General features: G+C 38.0%; 22 protein-coding genes, 1 pseudogene and 1 riboswitch. Of the genes and pseudogenes, 3 read left to right on the forward strand and 20 right to left on the reverse strand.

The genetic code is table 11. From position 1 onward, the window contains the following. Positions 1-81 precede the first annotated feature (81 nt). The 4 genes from EL097_RS08670 to EL097_RS08685 form a co-directional block, all read right to left on the reverse strand. Positions 82-1,038, reverse strand: a complete 957-nt coding sequence (locus tag EL097_RS08670) for an aromatic acid exporter family protein (protein WP_003048275.1) — start codon at positions 1,036-1,038, stop codon at positions 82-84. A 9-nt stretch (positions 1,039-1,047) separates the two neighbouring features. Then, positions 1,048-1,644, reverse strand: coding sequence for a restriction endonuclease subunit S domain-containing protein (locus EL097_RS08675; protein ID WP_003048273.1), 597 nt, complete (start codon positions 1,642-1,644; stop codon positions 1,048-1,050). A gap of 91 nt (positions 1,645-1,735) precedes the next feature. Next, complete coding sequence (locus tag EL097_RS08680; protein ID WP_003048271.1) at positions 1,736-4,372, reverse strand: FtsX-like permease family protein; 2,637 nt, start codon at positions 4,370-4,372, stop codon at positions 1,736-1,738. 15 nt (positions 4,373-4,387) lie between these two features. Continuing rightward, positions 4,388-5,089: an ABC transporter ATP-binding protein gene (locus EL097_RS08685; RefSeq protein ID WP_003048269.1), complete on the reverse strand. Its 702-nt coding sequence runs from the start codon at positions 5,087-5,089 to the stop codon at positions 4,388-4,390. Between the two features lie 117 nt (positions 5,090-5,206). On the opposite strand from EL097_RS08685, the pseudogene EL097_RS08690 reads away from it, so the two are divergent. Next, positions 5,207-5,604 (forward strand): annotated as a pseudogene (locus EL097_RS08690) (TetR/AcrR family transcriptional regulator); the annotation flags it as partial. 67 nt (positions 5,605-5,671) lie between these two features. Here EL097_RS08690 and EL097_RS08695 read toward each other — a convergent pair. From EL097_RS08695 to pcrA, 8 genes are all read right to left on the reverse strand, one after another. Then, positions 5,672-6,313, reverse strand: coding sequence for a TrkA C-terminal domain-containing protein (locus tag EL097_RS08695; RefSeq protein ID WP_003048264.1), 642 nt, complete (start codon positions 6,311-6,313; stop codon positions 5,672-5,674). Positions 6,314-6,470: 157 nt separating this feature from the next. Next, positions 6,471-6,959 carry an Asp23/Gls24 family envelope stress response protein gene (locus EL097_RS08700; RefSeq protein WP_003048262.1) on the reverse strand — a complete coding sequence of 163 codons (489 nt, stop codon included), beginning with the start codon at positions 6,957-6,959 and terminating at the stop codon, positions 6,471-6,473. A gap of 19 nt (positions 6,960-6,978) precedes the next feature. Beyond that, entirely contained in the window at positions 6,979-7,176 is a 198-nt protein-coding gene (locus EL097_RS08705; protein WP_003048260.1) for a CsbD family protein, read from the reverse strand. Between the two features lie 37 nt (positions 7,177-7,213). Continuing rightward, positions 7,214-7,753 (reverse strand): Asp23/Gls24 family envelope stress response protein, encoded by a 540-nt coding sequence (locus tag EL097_RS08710; RefSeq protein WP_003048257.1) that lies wholly within the window; start codon positions 7,751-7,753, stop codon positions 7,214-7,216. A gap of 12 nt (positions 7,754-7,765) precedes the next feature. After that, positions 7,766-7,954 carry a DUF2273 domain-containing protein gene (locus EL097_RS08715; RefSeq protein WP_003048256.1) on the reverse strand — a complete coding sequence of 63 codons (189 nt, stop codon included), beginning with the start codon at positions 7,952-7,954 and terminating at the stop codon, positions 7,766-7,768. A 10-nt stretch (positions 7,955-7,964) separates the two neighbouring features. Then, positions 7,965-8,546, reverse strand: coding sequence for an alkaline shock response membrane anchor protein AmaP (gene amaP, locus EL097_RS08720; protein ID WP_003048254.1), 582 nt, complete (start codon positions 8,544-8,546; stop codon positions 7,965-7,967). A gap of 67 nt (positions 8,547-8,613) precedes the next feature. Beyond that, on the reverse strand, positions 8,614-8,862 hold the full coding sequence (locus EL097_RS08725) for a GlsB/YeaQ/YmgE family stress response membrane protein (RefSeq protein ID WP_003048252.1): 249 nt from the start codon (positions 8,860-8,862) through the stop codon (positions 8,614-8,616). 363 nt (positions 8,863-9,225) lie between these two features. After that, positions 9,226-11,541 carry a DNA helicase PcrA gene (pcrA, locus tag EL097_RS08730; RefSeq protein ID WP_129545022.1) on the reverse strand — a complete coding sequence of 772 codons (2,316 nt, stop codon included), beginning with the start codon at positions 11,539-11,541 and terminating at the stop codon, positions 9,226-9,228. Positions 11,542-11,855: 314 nt separating this feature from the next. Continuing rightward, a riboswitch (glycine riboswitch) is annotated at positions 11,856-11,942 on the forward strand. A 123-nt stretch (positions 11,943-12,065) separates the two neighbouring features. On the opposite strand from pcrA, the gene EL097_RS08735 reads away from it, so the two are divergent. Together EL097_RS08735 and EL097_RS08740 are read left to right on the forward strand one after the other, a co-directional pair. Beyond that, the gene (locus EL097_RS08735; protein WP_003048248.1) at positions 12,066-13,400 is read left to right on the forward strand and encodes an alanine/glycine:cation symporter family protein; all 1,335 of its coding nucleotides are present in this window, start codon (positions 12,066-12,068) and stop codon (positions 13,398-13,400) included. A gap of 107 nt (positions 13,401-13,507) precedes the next feature. After that, positions 13,508-14,743, forward strand: a complete 1,236-nt coding sequence (locus EL097_RS08740; protein ID WP_003048246.1) for a cation diffusion facilitator family transporter — start codon at positions 13,508-13,510, stop codon at positions 14,741-14,743. Between the two features lie 358 nt (positions 14,744-15,101). Here the strand turns inward: EL097_RS08740 and cfg are convergent, their stop codons facing one another. The 8 genes from cfg to pyk form a co-directional block, all read right to left on the reverse strand. Further along, positions 15,102-15,872, reverse strand: a complete 771-nt coding sequence (gene cfg, locus EL097_RS08745; RefSeq protein ID WP_003048243.1) for a CAMP factor pore-forming toxin Cfg — start codon at positions 15,870-15,872, stop codon at positions 15,102-15,104. 609 nt (positions 15,873-16,481) lie between these two features. Next, positions 16,482-17,318: an amino acid ABC transporter substrate-binding protein gene (locus tag EL097_RS08750; RefSeq protein ID WP_003048241.1), complete on the reverse strand. Its 837-nt coding sequence runs from the start codon at positions 17,316-17,318 to the stop codon at positions 16,482-16,484. A 15-nt stretch (positions 17,319-17,333) separates the two neighbouring features. Further along, positions 17,334-17,963, reverse strand: coding sequence for an amino acid ABC transporter ATP-binding protein (locus EL097_RS08755; protein ID WP_003048239.1), 630 nt, complete (start codon positions 17,961-17,963; stop codon positions 17,334-17,336). Positions 17,964-17,975: 12 nt separating this feature from the next. Further along, positions 17,976-18,617: an amino acid ABC transporter permease gene (locus EL097_RS08760; RefSeq protein WP_003048236.1), complete on the reverse strand. Its 642-nt coding sequence runs from the start codon at positions 18,615-18,617 to the stop codon at positions 17,976-17,978. 106 nt (positions 18,618-18,723) lie between these two features. Then, positions 18,724-19,059: a zinc ribbon domain-containing protein YjdM gene (locus tag EL097_RS08765; protein WP_003048234.1), complete on the reverse strand. Its 336-nt coding sequence runs from the start codon at positions 19,057-19,059 to the stop codon at positions 18,724-18,726. A 184-nt stretch (positions 19,060-19,243) separates the two neighbouring features. Beyond that, a complete protein-coding gene (glmS, locus tag EL097_RS08770) occupies positions 19,244-21,058 on the reverse strand; it encodes a glutamine--fructose-6-phosphate transaminase (isomerizing) (RefSeq protein WP_003048232.1) in 1,815 nt (604 codons plus the stop codon). A 175-nt stretch (positions 21,059-21,233) separates the two neighbouring features. Beyond that, complete coding sequence (lepB, locus tag EL097_RS08775) at positions 21,234-21,791, reverse strand: signal peptidase I (RefSeq protein ID WP_003048231.1); 558 nt, start codon at positions 21,789-21,791, stop codon at positions 21,234-21,236. 218 nt (positions 21,792-22,009) lie between these two features. Then, positions 22,010-23,512 (reverse strand): pyruvate kinase, encoded by a 1,503-nt coding sequence (gene pyk, locus EL097_RS08780; RefSeq protein ID WP_003048229.1) that lies wholly within the window; start codon positions 23,510-23,512, stop codon positions 22,010-22,012. Positions 23,513-23,526 lie beyond the last annotated feature (14 nt).

Raw genomic sequence — 23,526 nt, forward strand, 5'->3', positions numbered from 1 at the left:
ATTCTTCCTTTTATTATAGCAAAAATGCTTAGGAAGTTAAGTCCCAAGCATTTAAGAAGTGAGAGGATTCTCCCGAAGAAACTAATCCTTTTGATAATCTTGATAGAAGTCAACTTTCAATAAAATAAAACGTTCTAAATCTTGTAACAGTTGAAATAAAATAGACCGTCTTTCAAACTCTTCACGGGTTTGTGGAAGAGCCCGCTGACGAAAGGTTTCGAGCAATTGTTCGATGTCATCAATTAAGGTTAAGGCAGAGTTTTCTTCGCTCAACTGGCGTCCTGTTTCGTGAAATAAGTGTGACAAAAGAATACTTTCCCTGCTTTGACTGCTTATTTTGTTGACATTGACTGCCATCTGACCCAATAACCTGTTTTGCTGACGCCGCATTTCAAAATAATGAACCTGATAGTTAGTCTGATGAAATAAACGATTATGTCTTTCCCGATAAACCAACTGCAAAGCTTCTTCCAAGATTTTGTCAAGTCTTTTAATCATTAACCCTTCATTTTGCCCCTGACCTTCTAACAAAAAGCTTTCAAACCGGTATAAAATAGCCTTGAGATCATCTTCGACGATTTGATGATAGCGGCGTATCTCTTGATCTTGCGAGCCCATATACGCATTAAAAAGCAAAGCTATTCCAGTTCCTATAAAAAAGAGTAAAAACTCATTCCATAATACTGGTAACTGACTGCTTTTTTCAGCAATCAAATGAGTCACAAGGACAGTGATAGGGACTAGTCCTGCTTCTATTCCAAAACGATAAAGCAAGGGAATGGTAAGCACTAAATAAGCTGCAAATGCTACCGTCGTATAGCCCAGAAAACTAAAACAAAGCATCGCTATTCCAAAAGCCAAGAAAAAGGATAGAAAACGATTCCTAGCAACCAATAAACTGGACTTACGAGTATCCAAGACACTCAATAGAGCAATAATACCTGCTGAAATACCGAAATCTAAATGAAGTTGGTAGGCTATTAGAATAGCAACAATAGTGGCCAAAGTCATTTTCAAAGTACGTTCAACTGAACTCATTACTAACTCCTAACCTAATCCCTTTTGAATTTCGTGTTGAATAAACTGCCATTCCTGCTCAGCCCGTTTCAATTTTCGATGATAGTCATTTAAGCCTCGCAAATATTGATTAATTAGATAATCTTGTTTCACTAGGGGAATCAGCGGAATTGGAATATTTAGTAATTCTTTGGTTGAAAGATTGATGACATCTTTACCGTGATCTGCTGCATCTAAAAGGGCTTGACCAATAGGAGAATCTAAGAAGAATTTGATATAGTAACCCCTCAAGGTTTGTTTGGGACGCAACACAGTAATATTGGACGATGCCACGACATCACGGTCTTGCTTGTGAAAGACACAGACTTTTTTTAAGGTTCCCTTAGATGCGATTAACACGTCTCCTTCTTCCAAAAGATAACGCAAGAGCTGCCTACGATCCATTGTAAAGGTCCTTAATTGCTCATAGTGAATCCCTAAGGTGCCCATGTCAGACAAATTAATCAGCCCTACCTCACCGGGATCAACCTTACTTGATACTGCTTTTCCTTTAAAGCAATCAACAACTGTACCTAATGTTATCTTTTCTCTGCTATCTGCTAGATAGGCCTCAATGCTATTTTTCATACAGAGTATCTTTCTATTAAATTATAGTATTTAGATACTATCATAATGTGACCTATTTTGCAAATGTTGCTTATCCCTATTTTCCCTCCAATCAATCAATGGATTTCAAAGCTTTTAACATATCAACCTTTTTTAAATGATGGTTAACCCAGATACCTAATACCACTAACAAGCTAAGGATTACTAGGATTGGCACTAGGTAAACATAGGCATCAACCTTTACATCAAATTGAATATCCCCAGTCGAAATCATTGTCATGATATAGGCGTGCAGACCTTTCCCTAAATAGATACCTAAAAGAATGCCTACTAAGGATAGCGAAATAGTTTCTCGATAAATATATAAAGTGACCTCTTGATCGTAAAATCCCAGAACTTTAATAGTGGATAATTCTCGAATGCGCTCAGCAATATTAATGGTCGTTAAATTATAAAGGATAACGATTGCTAATAAAATAGACAAGAAGACAAGGAGAGTCATGACCTGATTAAGAGAGGCGACTACTAGTTGAACAGATTTAATGTGATTGGCATTTTGTGAAACTGCTCTAATCGCTTTTAAGGTTAACAAATCACTGGCTGTCTCCTTTATGTGCTTGCTGTCTTTGCCTTTTACCTTAATCAGATAGGCAGGAGCTGTTTCCAATCCTTTGAAATGATTCTTAAAATAGGTATCAGACATTATCAGATAATGGCCAACTGTCATGTCAATAACCTGTTTAATCGTCACCTTATAAGACTGTCCTTCCTGATTAATCAATACCAACTGATCACCCGATTTTACCTTGTAATAGGAGGCTAATTTCTCAGAAATCAAAACACCAGAGGTTGGAATGGTAAGTTTCTTCTGCTTCTGACTATCCAGCAGATTAAAATAGGGGCTAAGAGAAGCAGCTGAACTTGATAACATGGAAATGTTTTGTTTATCAGGCAGCCCCTTTACAGGAAGGGTTAAACTGGCATAAGATACCTTTTGATACCCTGTAACAGGTTCTTGTTTAAGATAGCTTGCTAAGTCAGCTTGCTCTGTTGCTTTCGCTTTGGATGAACCAACAGCCAAAATATCATAAGTCGTTAAATCACCAAATTGACGCTCAACTACTTTGGCTAATGACGACTGAATCCCTAAGCCTGCAAATAAAAGAGCTACTGAGCCTGCAACGCCTACTACAGTCATCAGCATTCTTTGTTTATAGCGGAAAATATTACGAATGGTCACCTTGTTAGTAAAGGAAAGAGCTTTCCAGACAAAAGTAAGGTGTTCCAACCAAATCTTTCCCCCCTTACTAGGAGGTTTAGGAAGCAGTAGCTGAGCTGCATTGAGGAATAATTCTTTTTTGACAATTAAATAGGCTGGCAAAACGGCAGATAACATAGCCAGCAAGTAAGCTATGCTATTATAAGACCAATAACTATAAAGGTGCGTCTTGCCAATAGTCAAAGCTCCTGTTAAAATCTCTGAAATCAAGGTAGATAAGAGGTAAGTTCCCCCAATAATACCTAAAGTTGTTCCTAAAAAACTAGCTAAAAGGCCATAGATAAGAAACTTTAAACTGATATCCTTGTTAGAATAACCAATGGCTTTTAATAGACCAGAGCTTGTTCTTTCTTCATCAACGTAACGTGTCATGGTGGTAAAGGCCACTAGAGCAGCTACGAGGTAAAGAACAACAGGAAAAATATTTCCAACATTTGAAATGGAGGTCGTTGAAGTTGCATAAGTATGATATCCTTCTCCTCCTGGTAGGGTCGAACGATTATAAGTCAGGTAACTAGGTTTTTCTAGCTTATCTTTTGCAGCTTGCACCTGATCTAACTGCTTTTCCTCCTTGGCTAATGCTTGTTTGCCTTGTTCAATCTGATCCTTAGCTTCTTGTAAGGCAAAGCCTTCTAAAAATGTTAAGTTCTCCTCACTCGCCGCTAGTTTTACTTTTTCCTTTGCCAGTGCTGCTCTGCCATTTTTTAAGGTAAGGTCATACTGATTTTGGAGTTCAGTATAGCGCTTCTGGCCATTATCTTTAAGCAGATGATCCAAATGAGTTTGGTTTTGAGCTACCCTTTTCTGGTAGTCTTTGGAAAAAGCGTTAGCTAGACGAAGATTAGTAAAACGAATGCGCAGAAGATTAGAAGTACTTTTAAAAACGTTAGGATTAACGAAAGCATAAGCATAGAGACTTCCATCTCCGGTTGAGGAACTTCCTAAATTGGACTTGGACCAAACTTCTGAAGAATTCGCAAAGCCGACCACTTGAAAACGGGTTGTCGTCAGCAAACCTTCCATAGGTGAGGTAATTGCTAATTCATCGCCGATTTGGTAATGTTTAGCAAGTGAGGAGGATAATACCAAATCCATCTCCCTCTTTGGCCAACTCCCATTAACCAAGACTGGCTTAGACACTTTCTTTGGCACACTATAGAGCCTAAGGGATTTTTGGTTGCTGGTTAGACTGACATCAAGCAGATGACCATATTCTAAATAAGCCCCTTTTAACGTATTTAACTCTTGTTTATCGGCTTGGGAAAATTGATGAGAAGCTAGTACCGTTAGGTCCATCACCTGATGTTTGTCGAGGTAACGGCTAGCTGTTCGTTCCATATCTGGACCAGTTACTTTAAGACCAACCAAGGCAAAAGAGCCTAAGGCCATTAGGAAAAATAAGGAAATGAATCGCCCTTTACTATTTTTGATAGCTCTCAGAATATCCTTCCATAAGGTTTTCTTTATCATAGGACTTCCTTCCTCTTAATAATCAATTGTCGCAATGCTTGCAGGCTCCTTATTAATGACTGTCTTGGTAACCTGTGCATCATGCATAAAAATGACACGATCAGCTATTGGAGCAATGGCAGCATTGTGGGTTACAATAACTACCGTTGCCCCCTTAGTTCGTGCCATATCTTGTAAGAGGGTTAAAATTTGTTTTCCTGTTTGGTAGTCAAGTGCACCTGTGGGTTCATCGCAAAGAAGCAATTTAGGATTTTTAGCTAAGGCACGAGCTATCGAAACCCGTTGCTGTTCACCGCCTGAGAGCTGAGCAGGAAAATGATCTAAGCGATGATTGAGTCCTACTTCGTTTAAAATGGTCACAGGATCTAAAGCATCTGCTACAATTTCAACTGCTAATTCAACATTTTCTTTAGCTGTCAAATTCGGAACCAAATTATAAAATTGAAAAACGAAACCAATAGTATTCCGACGATACTGAGTTAAAGCCTTAGACGTGTAATGAGCAATGTCTTTGCCATCAATAATCACTTGACCTGCATCCACTGTGTCCATCCCCCCAAAAATATTGAGGACTGTTGATTTACCAGCTCCGGATGCTCCTAAAATAACCACCAGTTCTCCTTTATTAATCTCAAAAGACACGTCGCGGTTGGCAAGGACAGTCGTCTCTCCTACCTGATAAGATTTTGAAACCTGTTTTAATTCAATAAAAGCCATCTGCCCCTCCTTTATTTGAAGATAGTATTGATTTAATGATAGCCTTATTATATAATGCCCCTAAATATTTAACAAGAACAAACCTGACACAACTGTTGATTTAAAGACTACCTATGAATGACCAAAAGACATACGGAAGACCAAAGCTTATTTAAAAACTGCCTTTACCGCCTTACTAACTAAACAATCCTTTGAAACCCTTACTGTCTCTGACCTTGCCAAAAAGGCTGGTATCAATCGAGGAACCCTTTTACCTCCACTACACTGATACATTTAACATGATGAATCGCTTCAAAAATGACACTCTAGATGATTTATATCGTTTGTTAAACCAGGCTGAAATCTACACAGACACCCGACAAGTCCTCACTCAAACCTTGTCCTACCTTAGCACAGAGACTTTATAACCGCGCTGGCTACGATGTTCTTACCTCAAATTTCTGCAACTCATCAAGGATTTCTGTTACCAATTTTTGACTACCATTACTGGTTTCCAAAATATTGTGACCGACCAAAAAAGCGGCTGAAATCACGTTCTTTTTATAATGCTCAATAAAAAAAGTTTGAGGACCCCCCAAAAACTCATAAGCCTCTTCGTAAATTGAAGAAGGTCTTCATTCGCGAAATGACTGATTCATCTCCAACAAAGTAAATATGATCCCCTTTTTCAATGACAGCATAAGGGCCTGGGGAAATGGTAAATTTACCTGCATGCTCAATGGCAACAATGGTAGCACCCGTTTGATGCCAAATATTAAGAGCACCAATAGATTTTCCAAAATGTTCTGAATCATGACTGCAAATAATTTCGTAGGGTGCTAATGGATATTGCTTACTAATGGATTGGCTTTGCATCAAGAAATCATTGACCAAGACAGCCATCTGTTCCATAGCTTTTTCTTGATCGTGAATCGTTTCTCGAATTTTTTCTTTTAGAACAGCAATGGAATGTGTTGACTCATACTGGTTAATAAAATCAATGGCTTTTTCTTTCGATAAGACAATAGCACCGCTACCATGTTTTAGGGTCAAAATTTTAAGGTCCGCTAAAATATTTAATCCCTTACGAGCTGTTTCCGGCGAGACATTAAAGGTTGAAGCAATGGTAGTTCGTGATTTTAACTTCTCCCCCACTTCATACTCACCACTTGCAATACGTTCAGCAACTGAAAGGGCAATTTTTTGATACTTTGAGCTCGTTATCTCCTTTTTATGACTTGTCATATGTATTACTCCTTACTTACAATCTAGGACATTCTTATCTAATTAAAGCACATTTTCCAAGAGATGACAATAGACCCCACCTTTTCAGCCGTGATAAAAAGAGCTGGTAAAGACCAGCCCGTACGTGTATCCCTCAGAATGTCTCCCAGCAGATTGCTTATTTAGCTGTCTCATCACTATCTACGGTATTAGAAACAGTTTCTTTTAACTTCTCTGTTTGCTCTGACACAAATTGTGAGGTGTTTGAAGCGGCACTCGTCACACGATCTTGCACGGTAACGCTTGCTGCTTCGTGCTCTTCTTTGGTACGAATATCAACAACGTTAACATTCACTTCAACTACTCTCAAATGGGTCATGCTATCAACGTTTTGAGAAACGATAGCTTTAATGGATTCTACAATAGCAGGAATATCTTTACCATATTCCACAATGATTGCTAAATCAACTGCTACCTCCTTGCTACCAACTTCAACTGAAACACCATCTGTTACAGAAGCAGAATTCACCAAATTATTTTTGATATTTGAGAAAAATCCACCTGTAACAGCTAGCAACCCGCCAACGTTTTCCAAAGCATGACCAACAATTTTTTCGATGACCTTGTCGTCATAAGTAAGGGTACTTTTAATTTGAGTTGTTTCCATTATGACTCCTTTATGCTGTTTATTTCTTCTCATCTAAACCTTTGACAAGTCCTTTTAGGGTATCCTTGGCATCTGCTGCAACTTCTTTTACCTTTCCAGCGACTTGATCAACTTTACCTTCAGTTTCTAAAGATTTATCTCCAGCAACCTTACCAAGTCCCTCTTTTACTTTACCACCGGCTTGGTCTAATTTAGCATTCCATTTTTTATCTGACATAGCATATCCTCCTCTTACTGATCTGGCGACTCACACATTACTGTACGCGTGGTTCGGCTTGTTGTTCTTGAAGTTTTTCAACTCCTGCGCCAACTGAAGTTTTGACAGTTTCAACTTGATGACTCGTAAATTCAGATGTTGAACGCGCCATGTCAGTCACCTTATCTTGCAAGCTTACTTTTTCAGCATCAAATTGTTCCTTAGTTTTAATGTCAACAACTTTAACGTTAACTTCAATGACGTCTAAGTCTGTCATTTTCTTAACTTCTTTTTCGACGATGGCTTTAATAGCATCGTAAATGGTTGGTACATGTTTTTGATATTCTGCAACAATATCTAAGTCAACAGCAACCTGTTTTTTCCCTACTTCAACATTGACACCATCACGAACAGATTCTGTGTTGACCAATTTGTCTTTTAAGTTAGCAAGGAAGCCACCATTCACGCCTAATAACCCATCAACATTTTCAAGGGCTAATCCAACAATTTTTTCAATCACCTTGTCATCATAGGTCAATTCACCACGAATAGAAGGTGTTAAGTCTTTAGATGTGTTTTTAATGTAAGTTTCAGTCATAATAAGTCTCCTTTATTTTCGATTGATAAATTGATCAATAATACCTGTTTTTTTGGCATACAGGCCACCATAAATTCCTAAAAGAATGAAAATGATTGCTAGTAGTGTTTTAAATAGGCCAAAAGACATGAGCAATATGGCGATGATTAACCCTACCAAGCCACCAATAATGGGGTACTTGAATTTTTCATAAAATTCCATGAGACGTCTCCTATTCTACACGTTTTCTAGCAACACGCTTACGATCAGAGTCAGCAATGTCTTTGACATAAACTTTAAAATTAACAGGGCAATCTAAACCAAAGAATTCACTTAAACCAGTCTCGATGCCTTCTTTAATGCCGTTGATCTGATCGACAACTGCTACACGAGAAGCTAATTGTCCAGCTACATCAATTTTAAATTTATGTTTGTATAATGTCGCAGTGACGGTCGGTTTTGGCATCAAACCTGCCGCTTTGATAGCTGTCGCAACATAGCCTTCGATAGCTGATTTTTTCAATAAAAGTATTCCCTTGTTCTGACGTAACTTAATCTCAGTATATGTCCTAGGATAAAAAATAATAACTAATATCACTATAAGTGTGATAACAAATAATACAATGGCTGCCCAGAAGTAGTAATAATATAAAACCGGGTCTAGGAAATTGGGAAGTCTATCCACATCCCAACTTAGCCAACGATAACTATAAGGTAACCTCACATAATCTCCGGTCGTTCCTATCACCCATCCGAGTATGGATAATAAGACGAGTCCGATGAGACTATATGTAATCTTTAAAATTTTTGACATACGGACCTCTTTCCTACTTGACGTTCTCTATTCGTAATCACTTACTGAGTAGAGTAAAAACTAGAAATTAGTGACTAGTTTTGCTTAGTACAAAAGAAGTAATGATAACAACAATGATTGCACCAATAATTGATGGAATCAAGGCCATGCCTGCTAAAGAAGGTCCCCACGAACCAAGCAAGGCTTGACCAACATAAGATCCAACTAAACCGGCTGCAATGTTTGCAATCCAGCCCATTGAACCACCTTTTTTAGTAAGCGCTCCAGCAATCACACCGATAAGTGCACCAACGATTAAAGTCCAAATAAGTCCCATGATAATTCTCCTTTTAGATACCCCTGTATCTTTTGTCCAAGGAAGAATAACGGTTGTTATTCTTCAAGTAATAGTTTCTCATAGCCGCTGTTCTCTGAAAGTGACTATACAAATTAAATAACAAAGTGTTAGTTAATATATTCATTCAAATACTGCTCGTTATAAATTATATAAAACATTAACATATCAGTGTTTTATTAAGTGACCACTCGTTATTTAATTTATATTGTTATTATACACCTTTGGTTTTTAATTGCAACTAATATGCTTCCTAAAATGATATTTTTTTACTTTAAAATTTGGAAGAGTAAATAAAAAAACAAGTTTTCTACTATAATAAGTGAGTAGAAAACTTGTTTTTTCTTATTTTTTCTCAATAGGTGCAACACTTGCTAATAATTTTTTCAAGCCGACTTCAGGGAATTTAATTTTTAATTCCATGGTTTTTCCTGAGCCAGAAACCTCCAAAACAGTTCCATCACCCCATTTTTTGTGATGGGCAATATCACCAATTTGCCAAGTGACCACTTCTGAACTGCTATTAGGTTCAAAGGGGAATTTTGTTGTTCCTAAAGATTGCTTTGTGTGAGCAGACATCGGCTGGGCTGAACGACGGTCTTGTGCCTCAGCTTTTCTAGCTTGTAAAGCCTCTGACAAACTCATTCCTTGCCCAAACTGTGTTTGTTTTTCTGTCGAAAAGCGCACGCCAAAGGAAGAATGGGCTGGTCTTGCCAACCCCTGATAAGAAAGCAATTCTTCTGAAATTTCTCTTAAAAAACGGGTTGGACGGTTGTAATCACTCTTACCAAATAGAGTACGAGTATTCGCATTGGTCAGAAAGAGAACTTCTTCTGCTCTGGTAATCCCAACATAAGCTAAACGTCTTTCTTCCTCTAATTCATCTGGATCTTCTGAGGCACGTGATAAGGGAAAAACACCTTCTTCCATACCAATTAAGAAAACCACAGGGAATTCCAGTCCCTTGGCTGCGTGCAGGGTCATTAAGGTTACTTCTGCAGTCTCTGGGTTGGAATCATCGGTGTCTGCAATTAAAGCCAAATCATTTAAAAACCGTCCCAAGCGATCAGTGCCCGTTTCTTCCCCTTCTGGCGAAGCGTTTACATCATCGAAATTCTTAGTAACAGATAAGAATTCTTCGATATTTTCGATACGGGCTTGACTTTCCAACGTATTTTGCAGGCGCAAATTATCTAAATAACCTGTTTTTTCGAGCAAAGCTTCTGCTAAATCAGTAATACTCATGGTCTCTAAATCTTGTCGTAATTGATTTAAGATGCCTGCCAAATCCATCATAGCCTGCGCAGCTTTTCCTTTTAGTGGTGACATGAAGAGGTTTGAAGCAGCTTCCAATAAAGATTGATTGCTTTCATAAGCAAACTGACGCAGTTTATCAAGCGTTCCTGGGCCGACACCTCGTTTAGGCTCATTCACAATGCGCTCAAAGGAAATGTTATCAGCTGGATTAGCAACAATAGTTAAATAGGCAATCAAATCTCGAATTTCTTTACGGCTGTAAAACTTAGTGCCTCCAACCATGGTGTAAGGAATGTTGGATTTTAAGAGAGCTTCTTCAATCGTACGGGATTGGGCATTGGTACGGTATAAAACAGCGAAATCTTTGAAATTTTTCCCAAGCTCATGGCTCATATTGCTAATAGTTGAGGCCACAAAGATAGCCTCATCTCGCTCATCATTTGCCCTGTAATAAACCAGTTGTTCCCCATCAGCATTTTGTGTCCAAAGTTTCTTAGGGCGACGATTACGGTTATTATTAATCACATCATTGGCAGCCTGTAAAATTTTCTTGGTAGAACGGTAATTTTCTTCTAAAAGAATGACTTTAGCATCGGGATAATCTTTTTCAAAATCAAGAATGTTTTGCATGTCAGCTCCCCGCCAACCATAAATAGACTGGTCAGCATCCCCAACAACGCAAATGTTTTTAAAACGAGAAGCGAGTAACTTAACTAACTGATATTGAGCATGGTTAGTATCTTGGTACTCATCCACATGAATGTATTGGTAACGCTGCTGGTAATAAGCCAGCAGGTCAGGATTATTGTCAAACAGGCGCAGCGTCATCATGATTAAATCATCAAAGTCAAGTGCTTCACTACGTCGTAATTCTTCCTGATAAGCTTTGTAACATCGAGCTACGATTTGACTATACATATCAGCTGCCTGTGCTTCATACGCCTTCTCATCAAGCAAATCATTTTTAGCGTTTGAAATGGTTCCTAAAATAGAACGTTCATTCCACTTTTTAGGATCCAAATTGAGTTGCTTCAAAATGCGTTTCATCAATGTTCGTTGCTCACCCGGATCCACGATTGTGAAATTTCGATTGTAACCAATATGATCAGCCTCACGACGCAGAATCCGTACACACATGGAGTGAAAGGTGGCAATTAAGGTATCTTTAGTAGCTGGATTTAAAGCTAAGGCCCTTTCTTTCATCTCACGTGCAGCCTTATTCGTAAAGGTAATGGCTAAAATATTCCAAGGATTGACAAATTTTTCATCAATTAAATAGGCAATACGATGGGTCAATACCCTTGTTTTACCAGACCCAGCCCCCGCCATAATTAACAAGGGGCCTTCAGTTGTTTGAATAGCTTGTGCCTGCCGATCATTCATTCCATTTAATAAAGGATTCATACTTTCTCCTTAATCTCGTTCAGTGACATCTCTTTTATCAACCTTAAAATTATATCATGTTTCCAATAAAAATGACAAAAGAGACTCCAAAAGTAAAGAGATTCTTTTTCTATTTTAGGTTCAGAATTTTAAAAAATGATGGCTTTTTCTCAAGGCATTCTTTATTTTTTTGCCATTTTGATTGACATCATTCGTTTTTTTCGGTATGATAAATATAATTTAATAAACCGAATGATGTCATGCAGGAGAAGAAATTTATTTCGCCGAAGGAGTTATACTCTCAGGTGTTCAGTTTTTGAACGGGACTGTTTGATGGACGGACTTCTGGAGAGACCTTATTAGGCGCCGAAGGGGCAAGGCATACTGCTCAATCTCTCAGGCAAAAGGACAGAAGGTAAAATACAAACACTATTAAGAACAGTCTTAATCTTTTTGTGTTTGCTGTTTTATCATTGCTTCAGAAGTTATCTCCTAGAGATGGCTTTTTTTCTTTTGGCAACTTCGGTAACTTTTAGGAGAGATAGATGATAGCAATTGCTAAAATAATTGATGATTTTGTTTGGGGACCACCCTTGTTAATCTTGCTAGTTGGTACTGGGATTTATCTTACCAGTCGTCTAGGCCTCATTCAAATCTTAAAACTTCCCAAAGCTTTTAAACTGATTTTTTCTGATGATGATGGGCATGGGGATATTTCGTCATTTGCCGCTCTTGCAACTGCTCTGGCTGCAACCGTTGGTACTGGAAATATTGTTGGAGTCGCTACTGCTATTAAATCAGGGGGCCCTGGAGCGCTCTTTTGGATGTGGGTTGCCGCTTTTTTTGGAATGGCCACTAAATACGCTGAAGGGGTCTTAGCCATTAAATACCGTACAAAGGATGCCAATGGTCATATTTCTGGTGGACCTATGTATTATATCGTTAATGGTATGGGACAACAATGGAAACCTTTAGCTGTTCTGTTTGCTGGCTCAGGTATCCTAGTAGCCCTATTTGGAATAGGGACCTTCGCTCAAGTTAATTCCATCACCTCATCTCTAGGCCATAGTTTTGGATTATCCCCGCAAGTCGTGAGTATTGTTCTAGCTGTTTTTGTTGCGACCATTATTTTTGGTGGTATTCATTCCATCTCTAAAGTAGCTGAGAAAGTGGTCCCCTTCATGGCTATTTTTTACATTCTTGCTAGTCTAGCGGTTATTTTGGTTCATTACCAGCATATTCTACCTGTTATTCGTTTAGTCTTTCAATCAGCTTTCACTCCGACAGCTGCTATTGGAGGCTTTGCTGGAAGTCTAGTGAAGGAAGCCATTCAAAAAGGAATCGCACGTGGGGTCTTTTCCAATGAATCTGGTTTAGGTTCTGCCCCCATTGCTGCGGCTGCAGCAAAAACCAATGAGCCCGTGGAGCAGGGGCTTATCTCCATGACAGGAACTTTTATTGATACTATTATTATCTGTACTCTAACCGGCCTATCTATTTTGGTAACCGGCCAATGGACTGGGCAGCTCGAAGGGGCTCCTCTGACCCAATCTGCCTTTGCCTCTGTGTTTGGAAATTTAGGGTCTTTTGGCCTAACCTTTTCCCTAGTTCTCTTTGCCTTTACAACGATTTTAGGGTGGAGTTATTATGGAGAACGCTGCTTTGAATTCCTCTTTGGCATTACGCATCTCACCTACTTCCGTATTGTCTTTGTTTTAATGGTAGGCCTAGGAGGATTCCTTAAGTTAGAACTGATTTGGGTTTTGGCTGATATTGTCAATGGTTTAATGGCACTTCCTAACCTAATTGCACTCCTAGCTCTCTCTCCAGTTGTCGTTTTAGAAACCAAATACTACTTTATTAAAAAAAAATTAAATTAACACTAAGCAGTGATGTCTAGCTTTCTTCTGCCAACTCAGAGAAGTTAGGCTTTTTTGTTACGTGTCTTTTTGTGGTATAATATAATACTAACATTAAAGGAGCTATTATGACACAAGACCCAATTGAAAATTTGAAACTGGCCAAAAGAGGCCCAATTGTCAGCATTGTTGCCTATTTGCTACTCAGCGTTGCCAAATTGCTAGCAGGATATCTTTTAAATGCCAGCTCTCTTATTGCCGATGGTTTTAATAATTTATCGGATATTGTTGGTAATGTCGCCCTGCTCATCGGACTTCATCTAGCCAGTCAGCCAGCTGATGCTAACCACAAATTTGGGCATTGGAAGATTGAAGACCTATCAAGCCTCATCACCTCTTTTATCATGTTTCTTGTTGGTTTTCAGGTATTGATTCAAACCCTGCAAAGTATTTTTAGCGGACAGCAGACTCAAATTGACCCATTTGGTGCTATTGTTGGGATTATCTCGGCTTTTATTATGCTTTTAGTCTATACTTTCAATAAACGTCTCTCCAAACGTGTGAAGTCAAGTGCCTTGGTAGCAGCTTCCAAAGATAATCTGTCTGATGCTGTTACCTCGCTAGGAACGTCAGTTGCTATCGTCGCTGCTTCCTTACAATTGCCAATCATTGACCGTATTGCTGCTATTATTATCACTTTTTTTATCTTAAAAACTGCCTTTGATATTTTTATGAAAAGTTCTTTTAGCTTATCTGATGGCTTTGATAGTCGGCATTTAAAAAAATACGAAAAAGCAATCTTAAAAATTCCTAAAATTGTCGCCGTCAAATCTCAGCGTGGTCGAACTTATGGAAGCAATGTGTACCTTGATATTGTACTGGAAATGAATCCTGATCTTTCTGTGTACGAAAGCCATGCCATCACCGAACAAGTCGAACAATTACTTAGTGAACAATTTTCCGTCTATGATATTGATATCCATGTCGAACCAGCCGTGATTCCTGAAGATGAAATTTTTGAGAATGTTGCTAAGAAACTCTACCGTAATGAAAAGTTGATTTTAAGCAAAGTTCCTGATTACGATCACTATATTGCCAAAAGCTTCCAACTAATTGATAAAGATGGTCATATCTCTAACTACGAAGAGTTTCTGAATCAAGCAACCTACTACCCAAGTAACTTTGATAGTTTCAATATCCAATCTATCAGCCAAAAGACCAAACTAGTAACTTACCACTTAAATGGCAACCACCACACCAGTATTTGGCGACGTCACGAAACATGGTGTTTGATTTTTCATCAAATTACTCCTATTTACCAAAATCAAAGTCGTAAACATCATTATCGTATTATAAAGAGCTAAAAAATTCGCTAACCATTCGATTAGCGAATTTTTTTGTAGCTTTTAACCATTTTTCGGCTGTATCTTATAGGTTAGGAGGTCAAATAAGAAAGAAAAGAAAGGGTTAAAAGTTACCATAGGTTATCACACTAAACAGCGTTAGTCATGCCTTGTCACTGACAAAAATAGCAAAAACAAGACATCATCTGCTAATTGTAAGAGGAAGAAGGTCACTATGAGCAGACTGTCTTTAGCGAGAAGCTGTCGCTTTCCTAAGACTTTCAAAGTTAAGAAAGCAAGACTTGTGACCGGTCACCAAGTCTCTTTTCTAAAGTCAAATAAGCCTACTCATGTAAGAAATATCACTTAAAAGACTTGCTTATTGAAGAGCAGTTGCTAAAGCGTTTTGCAAAGCAACAATTTCTTGGTCAACTTGCTCCACAGTAGTTGTTGAGTTCAACTGAACACCAACAGCATGTGTGATTGCTTTATTAAGTGTATTGTAAACTTCAAAAGATTTGACACCTAAAACTTTTTTGTCTCTCTCAAAACGGGTGTTCCAAATAGCTTTATCAAGTTTAGCTTTAGTGTAAATAGTTGCACGATCAGTTGGTTGCAAATCTGGATAATTTAAGACTTTTTGTTCAAGAGCCTTAAGTTCTTCCACTTGAGCTTTAATGGCATCAACTGATGTGAATGGATCTAAAATGCGAATCACTAATTTAGTAATAGCAAATCCCATATCAATATGAGCCTGTTCTACCTTATTAGTTAATTGTGTAGTAGAAAATACAATAGCTTGAATAGCTTCTGACAATGCTTCAACTCTTGCACCAATTGAATTTAAATCATAGATGGTATCAGGGCTGAAACGAACAGATGTTTTCATGTGTTCAACAGCATCTTTAGCTTTGTCCACAGTAGCTTCAGCATCAGTGCCTTTAACCTCGTCTTTGATGGCATCTAATTGTTTGCTGCTATCATCAAGTTTTTGGATCAAAGCATCTTTTTGAGCAGTCACTTGATTGTTATCAGCTAAGACAGCATCAGGATTTGAGACATTATCAGCAAAAACTGACTGACCTACGGTTGGAAACAAAGCTAAACCAGCAACAACTGTTGAGAGATAAAGAAGTTGTTTGTGTTTCATTGTCATTCCTCCTGAGTAGAAAAACCTATTTAAATAGTTAAGTAAAGTTAAAATAATTTATAAGCGCTTATAAGTTTATCATACTACGTGTTTCTTTTAAGGTCAACATTCCTCTAATTTTCAAAAAAATTATTTTATTTCCAAATTCCCGCTTTTTTAATCATATTAAACAAGTTTCAAGATCTTTTTGATGGAATTGAAGTCTCTTAAAACGGTCATTTTATTAAGTTTTTGTTATTTTTAATTATTTAGAGAAGATTTGGGCATTAATCACAAATGATGAAAAATGCAATTTTCAGAAAGAATACGTTTTGATAAAAAATTCTTAAATAGCGATCTTTTTTCAAAAAAGAGGGAGATTTTGGATAAATTCCTCTCATTCTATCTCTATTATTATCTAAACACATGAAAAAAGACAGAACGTAGACAAACTCTATTTTTAAGAAGGTCTCGATGAAAATGATTTAATGATCATAACTTTAACTAACTCTTGAAACACTTATGTTATCGTGTTTCAGGAGTCTATCTTTTTTAGAAGAGCAAAAAAGATTGAAGAAAAATTGTCCTAAATGGACTTTTTCTTCAATCTGAAAAGAGACAATCGCCTCTTTAGTTTTTTATATTATCTGTAGCTACATCATCTCCAAACCACTTTTGAGAAATTCTTTGAAACTTGCCATCATGATAAAGAGTAGTCAAAGCTTGATTCATTTTTTTCTGCAAGGTTTTGTCTTCTTTTCTAAGGCCAACTGCAAATTGTTCGTTCTCAAAGTTAGTTGGAACCATGTGATAAACTTCTAGCTGTCCTTCTTGTGTCAAGTAATAGTTGGCATACACTTTATCAATCAATAACCCATCAATCCGATTGTTTTTTAAATCAATAAAGGCTTGCGTAAAGGTTTCATATTGCGTGGCATCTTTGTCCTTGACGAGATTTTTTAGAAGCTTAGGTTTCCTTGTTAAAGCATCGTAGCCAGAGGAACCCGATTGAGCTCCTAGCACCTTATGTTTCATGTCATCAACAGCATTAATACCTGAAGACTTCTTAACCACAATCACTTGCTCATTTTTCATGTAGGGAACAGTGAAAGCAACTTTAGCCTGTCGTTCTTTGGTCATTGAATAGCCATTCCAAATCATGTCAATTTTACCATTCTTCAGTTCAGCTTCTTTTAAATCCCAATTGATGGCTTGAAACTTAACCTTAATCCCATATTGGCTAAAGACAGCTTTAGCTAAATCAATATCGAAGCCCTTGTTTTGGCCACTCTCATCTTTATAGCCCATAGGCACAAAGGTATTATCAAAACCAAGAGTAATACTTTTTTCTTTTTGATAAGTTTGCCAGGCATCTCCTGTCTTGGTACGTTGATGAACTCCGCAGGCTACCAAAACAAAACTAACAACTATTAAAACTGCAGCTGCTAAACTTTTTTTCATACGCATAAGATAACTCCTTTCCTACTTAGGATTAACCTTAATAATGCGATCCGAAATGGCTTTTGCAAAAACCAAATCATGTGTGACCACAATTTGTGTTATCCCCATATCACGATTTTGCAAAATCAAGGCTTCAACTGTCTGACGTAACTCAGGATCCAAGGCACTTGTTGGCTCATCATAACCAATAATTTGAGGATCAATCATCATGGCTCTTGCCAAAGCAACCCGCTGTTTTTGTCCTCCTGACAAAGAACAGGGATAAACTAAGGCATGCTCTTTTAAGCCTAGACGTGCTAATAAATCTAAAGCCTTTTCGTTTACTTCACCTTTTGCCTTTCCCATTGTAATGGTCGGTGACAGCATTAAATTATCCAAGACAGTTAAATGGGGAAAGAGTTGAAAATCTTGAAAGACAAAGCCAAGGAGGTTACGATTTTCTAAATGGTCAATCCCAACGTTTTCTCCATTGTAAAAAACCTGACCAGAATCAATAGACTCAAGCCCAGCTAACATTCGTAAAAGGGTTGTCTTACCACCACCTGATGGACCAACCAGTGAGAGAACTTCGCCATCTTGGACTGTCAAATCAAAGCCATCAAAAATGGTTTTCTGCCCAAACTGTTTGGAAATATTTTTGAGTTCTAACATGAAGTCTCCTTATTACTGATAATAATTAAAGCGTTTTTCAACTTGTTTTGAGATAATGGTTACCAGTCCAATTAAGAGTAAATAAATCAAACCAGCAATGAACATTGGTGCCAGAGTTGCATCCCTGTTAGCAGCCGTCTTACTGGCTAAAAGAAGGTCCCCTACCCCAAGAACATAGACAAGCGAGGAGTCTTTAACCAAATTAATGACTTCATTGAAGACGCTCGGTAAAACAATTTTGAACACCTGTGGCAAAATAATGTAACCTATGGTTTGAAGTGGTTTTAATTTTAACACTTTAGCTGCTTCATATTGACCATTTGGAATGGCTTCAATCCCACCACGAAAAATTTCAGCAAAGTAGGCAGCATAATTCAAGGTAAAGGCTAAAATAGCAGCTGGCATTCGGTCAAAACTAATCCCGACACTTGGCAACACATAGTAGAAAAAAATCAATTGGAGTAATAAAGGGGTTCCTCTCATCATCCATACATATAAGGTTAAAAACCACTGTAAAGGTTTAAAAGATACCCTCATTAAAAAAGCTAGAATGACTCCTAAAGGTATGGAAAGAATGATAACAATAAAGAATACTTGTAAGGTGACCAGAGCTCCATCTAATAAGCTGGGCAATACTTGCTGAATATAGGTCATGCTACCTCCTAGAATTAAATATTTTACTATTATATCAAATTTTATGCTTTTTGGGGAGATATTTCCCTATAAAAATACAACCAGACTAGCCGGTTGTGTATTATTATTACATTTTCTTGACAAATTCTGATTTCAACTTCATAGCTCCAAAACCATCAATCTTACAATCAATGTTGTGGTCACCTTCTACAAGGCGAATATTTTTAACTCGAGTGCCTTGCTTAAGGTCTTTTGAAGCACCTTTTACTTTCAAATCCTTAATCACAGTGATAGTATCACCATCAGACAAACGAGCACCATTGCTATCCAAAACAATAAGTCCTTGTTCTTCAGCTACTTCTTCACCTGGTGTCCATTCGAAGGCACACATTGGGCAGATTAATAAAAGACCATCTTCGTAAACATATTCAGACTGACATTGCAAACAATTTGGTAATGACATCTCACACTCCTAAACATCTCTTAATGTTACCATTTTACTTTAGAAACGAGTATTTGACAAGATGAATACGTTCTCATGATTGCTATTCTTCAGGATTTATTTCTATTTTGTTTGCTCTGCGATGGCGGCATCAAAAGAATAAGGTAACCGCTTATTAGCGACTACCTTCTATGGCTTATCTTAACTATTCTACTGTTACAGCTTTAGCCAAGTTGCGCGGTTTATCAACATCAAGACCCCGTTGTAAAGAGGCATAATAAGCAATAAGTTGGGTTGGAATGACCATAGCAATCGGGGCTAAGAAAGGATGAACTTTATTGACAATAATATCGTCTCCTTCTCGCTCCAGCCCCTCTTCTACAACAGTTAAGACATGCGCACCACGAGCAGCAACTTCTTGAATATTACCACGCGTATGAGAAGCAACCAACTGACTAGACGAAATCAAACCAATGACTGGCGTTCCTTCTTCAATCAAGGAAATGGTTCCATGTTTTAATTCACCAGCTGCAAAGCCTTCGCATTGAATGTAAGAAATCTCTTTTAATTTCAGGGCAGCCTCCATGGCAACGTAATAATCATTGCCACGCCCAATATAAAAGGCACTACGTGTAGTGGATAACAGAGCTTGAACTTTTTCTGCCACAAGATTTTTTTCAGTCAAAGTCGCCTCAATAGATTGGGCAACTAAAGACAACTCATGTGCCAAATTAAAGTCAATAGCTTCTTGCTTACCATTTGCTTCCCCGACAGCTTTAGCTAAAAAGGCTAGGGCTGCAATTTGTGCAGTATAGGCTTTTGTGGAAGCAACTGCGATTTCAGGACCAGCATGAATCAGCATTGTATAAGTTGCTTCACGTGACAAGGTTGATCCTGGAACATTGGTCACTGTCAAGCTTGGAATACCCATCGCATTTGCCTTTACTAAAACCTGTCGACTGTCTGCGGTTTCCCCTGATTGGCTCAACAAGATAAACATTGGTTTCTTGCTAAGCAGCGGCATGTGGTAACCCCACTCAGAAGCCACTCCCAATTCAACCGGTGTATCTGTCAATTGCTCAAGCATATTTTTTGTTGCAAAACCAGCGTGGTAGGAAGTCCCTGCCGCCAATATATAAAGACGATCAGCCTCTTGAATAGAAGAAATAATAGCTGAATCAAGCAGCATTTTCCCAGATTCATCAGCGTAAGTTGAAATTAATCGACGCATTACGGTTGGTTGCTCATCAATTTCTTTCAACATATAAAAAGGATAAGTCCCTTTACCAATATCAGACAAATCCAATTCAGCAGTGTAAGCATTACGTTTTACAACTTGACCATCATAGTCTGTAATCGTTATACTATCCTTAGTTAAAACAACCACCTCTTTATCATGAATTTCCATGAATTCACTGGTTTCACGAATCATAGCCATGGCATCTGAACAAATCATGTTGTAACCTTCACCAAGTCCAATCAACAATGGGGACTTATTTTTAGCCACATAAATAGTATCTGTTGCTTGACTATCCATTAAAGCAAAGGCATAGGAACCTTCAATAATGTTTAAAGCTTTTTTAAAAGCTTCCAGTACTGACAGCTTGTCTTCTTCCACAAATTTTCCAATCAGGTGCACCGCAATCTCAGTATCTGTCTGCCCCTTAAAATCATGCCCAGCTAGGAACTCTGTTTTAATGTGAAGGTAATTTTCAATCACACCATTATGAACTAGTACAAAACGTCCAGTTTGTGAAGTATGAGGGTGAGCATTACCCTCTGTTGATTGGCCATGCGTTGCCCAACGGGTGTGACCAATCCCTGTTGAACCAGCAACATCAATGCCAATCTTGGCACGCAAATCAGCAATCCGCCCCACTGATTTAATCAAGTTTGACTGATTGTCATTAGCCACAAAAATTCCTGCTGAATCATAACCTCGGTATTCAAGCTTTTCAAGGCCTTGCATTAAAATATCCGTTGCATTGCGATTTCCAACAACTCCAACAATTCCACACATCTTCATTACCTTAACAAGTTTGTTAACTTGCTACTTTCTCTCATAATTTCAATAATTGGTATAGTTATATTGTACCTATAAAAATATTATGTTTACAGTATATAATATCCACAATATCTTGTCAATTATGAAATTGGTATAGTCTAATTTTCAAAAAAGTAGAGTAGTCTGACAACTACTCTACTTCTACAAATCCAAAATCACTTAAAGGAAGTACCCTGAAAGTTACTAAACCTTTAATCTGCGAGGCATCAATCAAGCCGAATCGTCGGCTATCATTCATATTTTTACGATTGTCGTTCAGCAGAAGATACTTTCCTTTAGGAACTTTCTGATACTTATCACCTGTAATCGTCGAAATGGTGAAATCATCTGTATATAAGGTCCCCAGAGGGGCATTATTTAAGTAACGTGTTTTCATTGTTTCAAGGTAAGCTTGAGACTCCACCATGTTATTGAGGTAAAAAATATCATCCATATAGGTAACACTATCCCCCTCAATAGCTACCACACGACTTACATAATCTTTTTTATCAACCCTATAAACCACAAAATCTTTGTACTTGGGCTGAATATTTTTCTTAATGGTAATCAAATCGCCATTTTTCAAATAATCATTTGCAGTTGCTGGGGTCACTCTGAAGGTTGAGAAGACAAATATCCTCAATAAAATCGCCCCGATAATCACAATGAGTAACAATAATATATTTCTTATAAAATCTCGCTTTACCATATTAACTCCTAGTCTATTCTCCTATTATACCATGTTATAAGTCAGAAAAAAAGCAGACAATTTCCGAGCACAGCAAGTCAGAGCAATCAAAAACTTATTTTAATCCCAAGTTTAGGGCCTGAGAAAGACTAACAGTTTACTGGAAAACAATGGCTAAAGTAAAGAAAAAGAGGTTGGAAGAACTTCTTCTAAACCTCAATTGATACTCTTTAATAAGCTTATTTAACTGTACGAACACGCATAGTATTTGTTCCACCAGTTCCAACCGGAACGCCAGCAACGATAACAATATTGTCACCAGATTGAACCAAGCCAGCTTCAAGTGCTACACGTTCTGCCACTTCAAACATGTCATCAGTAGATGCAGGTTTTTCAGCAAGAACAGGAATAACCCCCCAGTTAATCATCAAAGCACGCTGTACTTTTTCATCAAATGTTACGGCTAAGATGTCCGCATCTGGACGGAATTTAGAAATTGCACGTGCAGTGTTACCAGTTTCGGTAATAGTCACAACAAGTTTGATGTCCATTGAATGAGTAGCATCTTTAACAGCTGAAGCGATAACATCTGTTTTATTGGTGCGTGGGAAGGCAGATGAATCTAAACGCCCGTATTCATTAAGAAGTGTTTGGGCATTTCTATCAATCGTTGCCATTGTGCGAACAGATTCAACTGGGTATTTACCATTAGCTGACTCTCCTGAAAGCATTGTTGCATCAGTACCATCAATAACAGCATTGAAGACGTCAGATACTTCAGAACGTGTCGCACGTGGTTTTTCAGTCATTGTTTCAAGCATATTTGTCGCTGTGATAACTGCTTTACCAGCTGCGTTTACTTTGGTGATAATCATCTTTTGGAAAACAGGAACCATTTCAAACGGTACTTCAATACCCATGTCACCACGAGCAATCATGATACCATCTGCTGCTTCAATGATTTCATCAAGGTTGTCAATACCTTGTTGGTTTTCAATTTTAGCGAACAATTGCACATGGTCGTTACCTGTTTCACGACAGATTTCACGAACTTCTTCAACGTCTTTAGCTGTACGAACAAATGAGATAGCGATAAAGTTAAGACCTTGTTCAAGACCAAAACGGATATCTGCATTGTCACGATCAGCAAGTGCTGGGAAAGGAATTTTAGTGTTAGGAATATTAACACCTTTTTGTTTTGCAATGATACCGTCATTTTCAACTTCAACAACGAATTGACGTGTTGCAATGTCTTTTTCGATAACTTTCAAACCAAGTTTACCGTCGTCGATAAGGATAGTATGACCCGCTTCTACTTCATCGTAGATGTCAAGGCTACCAGCAACATTCAAAGCAATAACATCGCGAGTTGATTGGATACCTTGTGTAGTTGCTACACGAATTTTTTCACCTGTGACATAGCTGAATTCTTTAGCATCATCTGCAAACAATTCCGTACGCATTTCAGGACCTTTTGTGTCCAAAAGGAAACCAACTTTTTGGCGAGCAATTTCTTCGGCACGGCGAACAGTTGCCATACGGTCTCCTTGCTCTTTGTGGTCACCATGTGAGAAATTGAAACGGAAAACATTAGCACCAGCTTCAATTAATTCAGCAATTTTTTTGGCTGATTCTTCAACATCTAGTTGACCAGCCCAATAACCATCTTCTCCGTATTTTTTACCACCACGGATTTCGACCGCAGGACCAAGTGTTGCAACGATTTTTACGCGTTTATTCATTTTACTCTGAAACT

Source organism: Streptococcus canis, from assembly GCF_900636575.1.
Taxonomy (GTDB): Bacteria; Bacillota; Bacilli; order Lactobacillales; family Streptococcaceae; genus Streptococcus; species Streptococcus canis.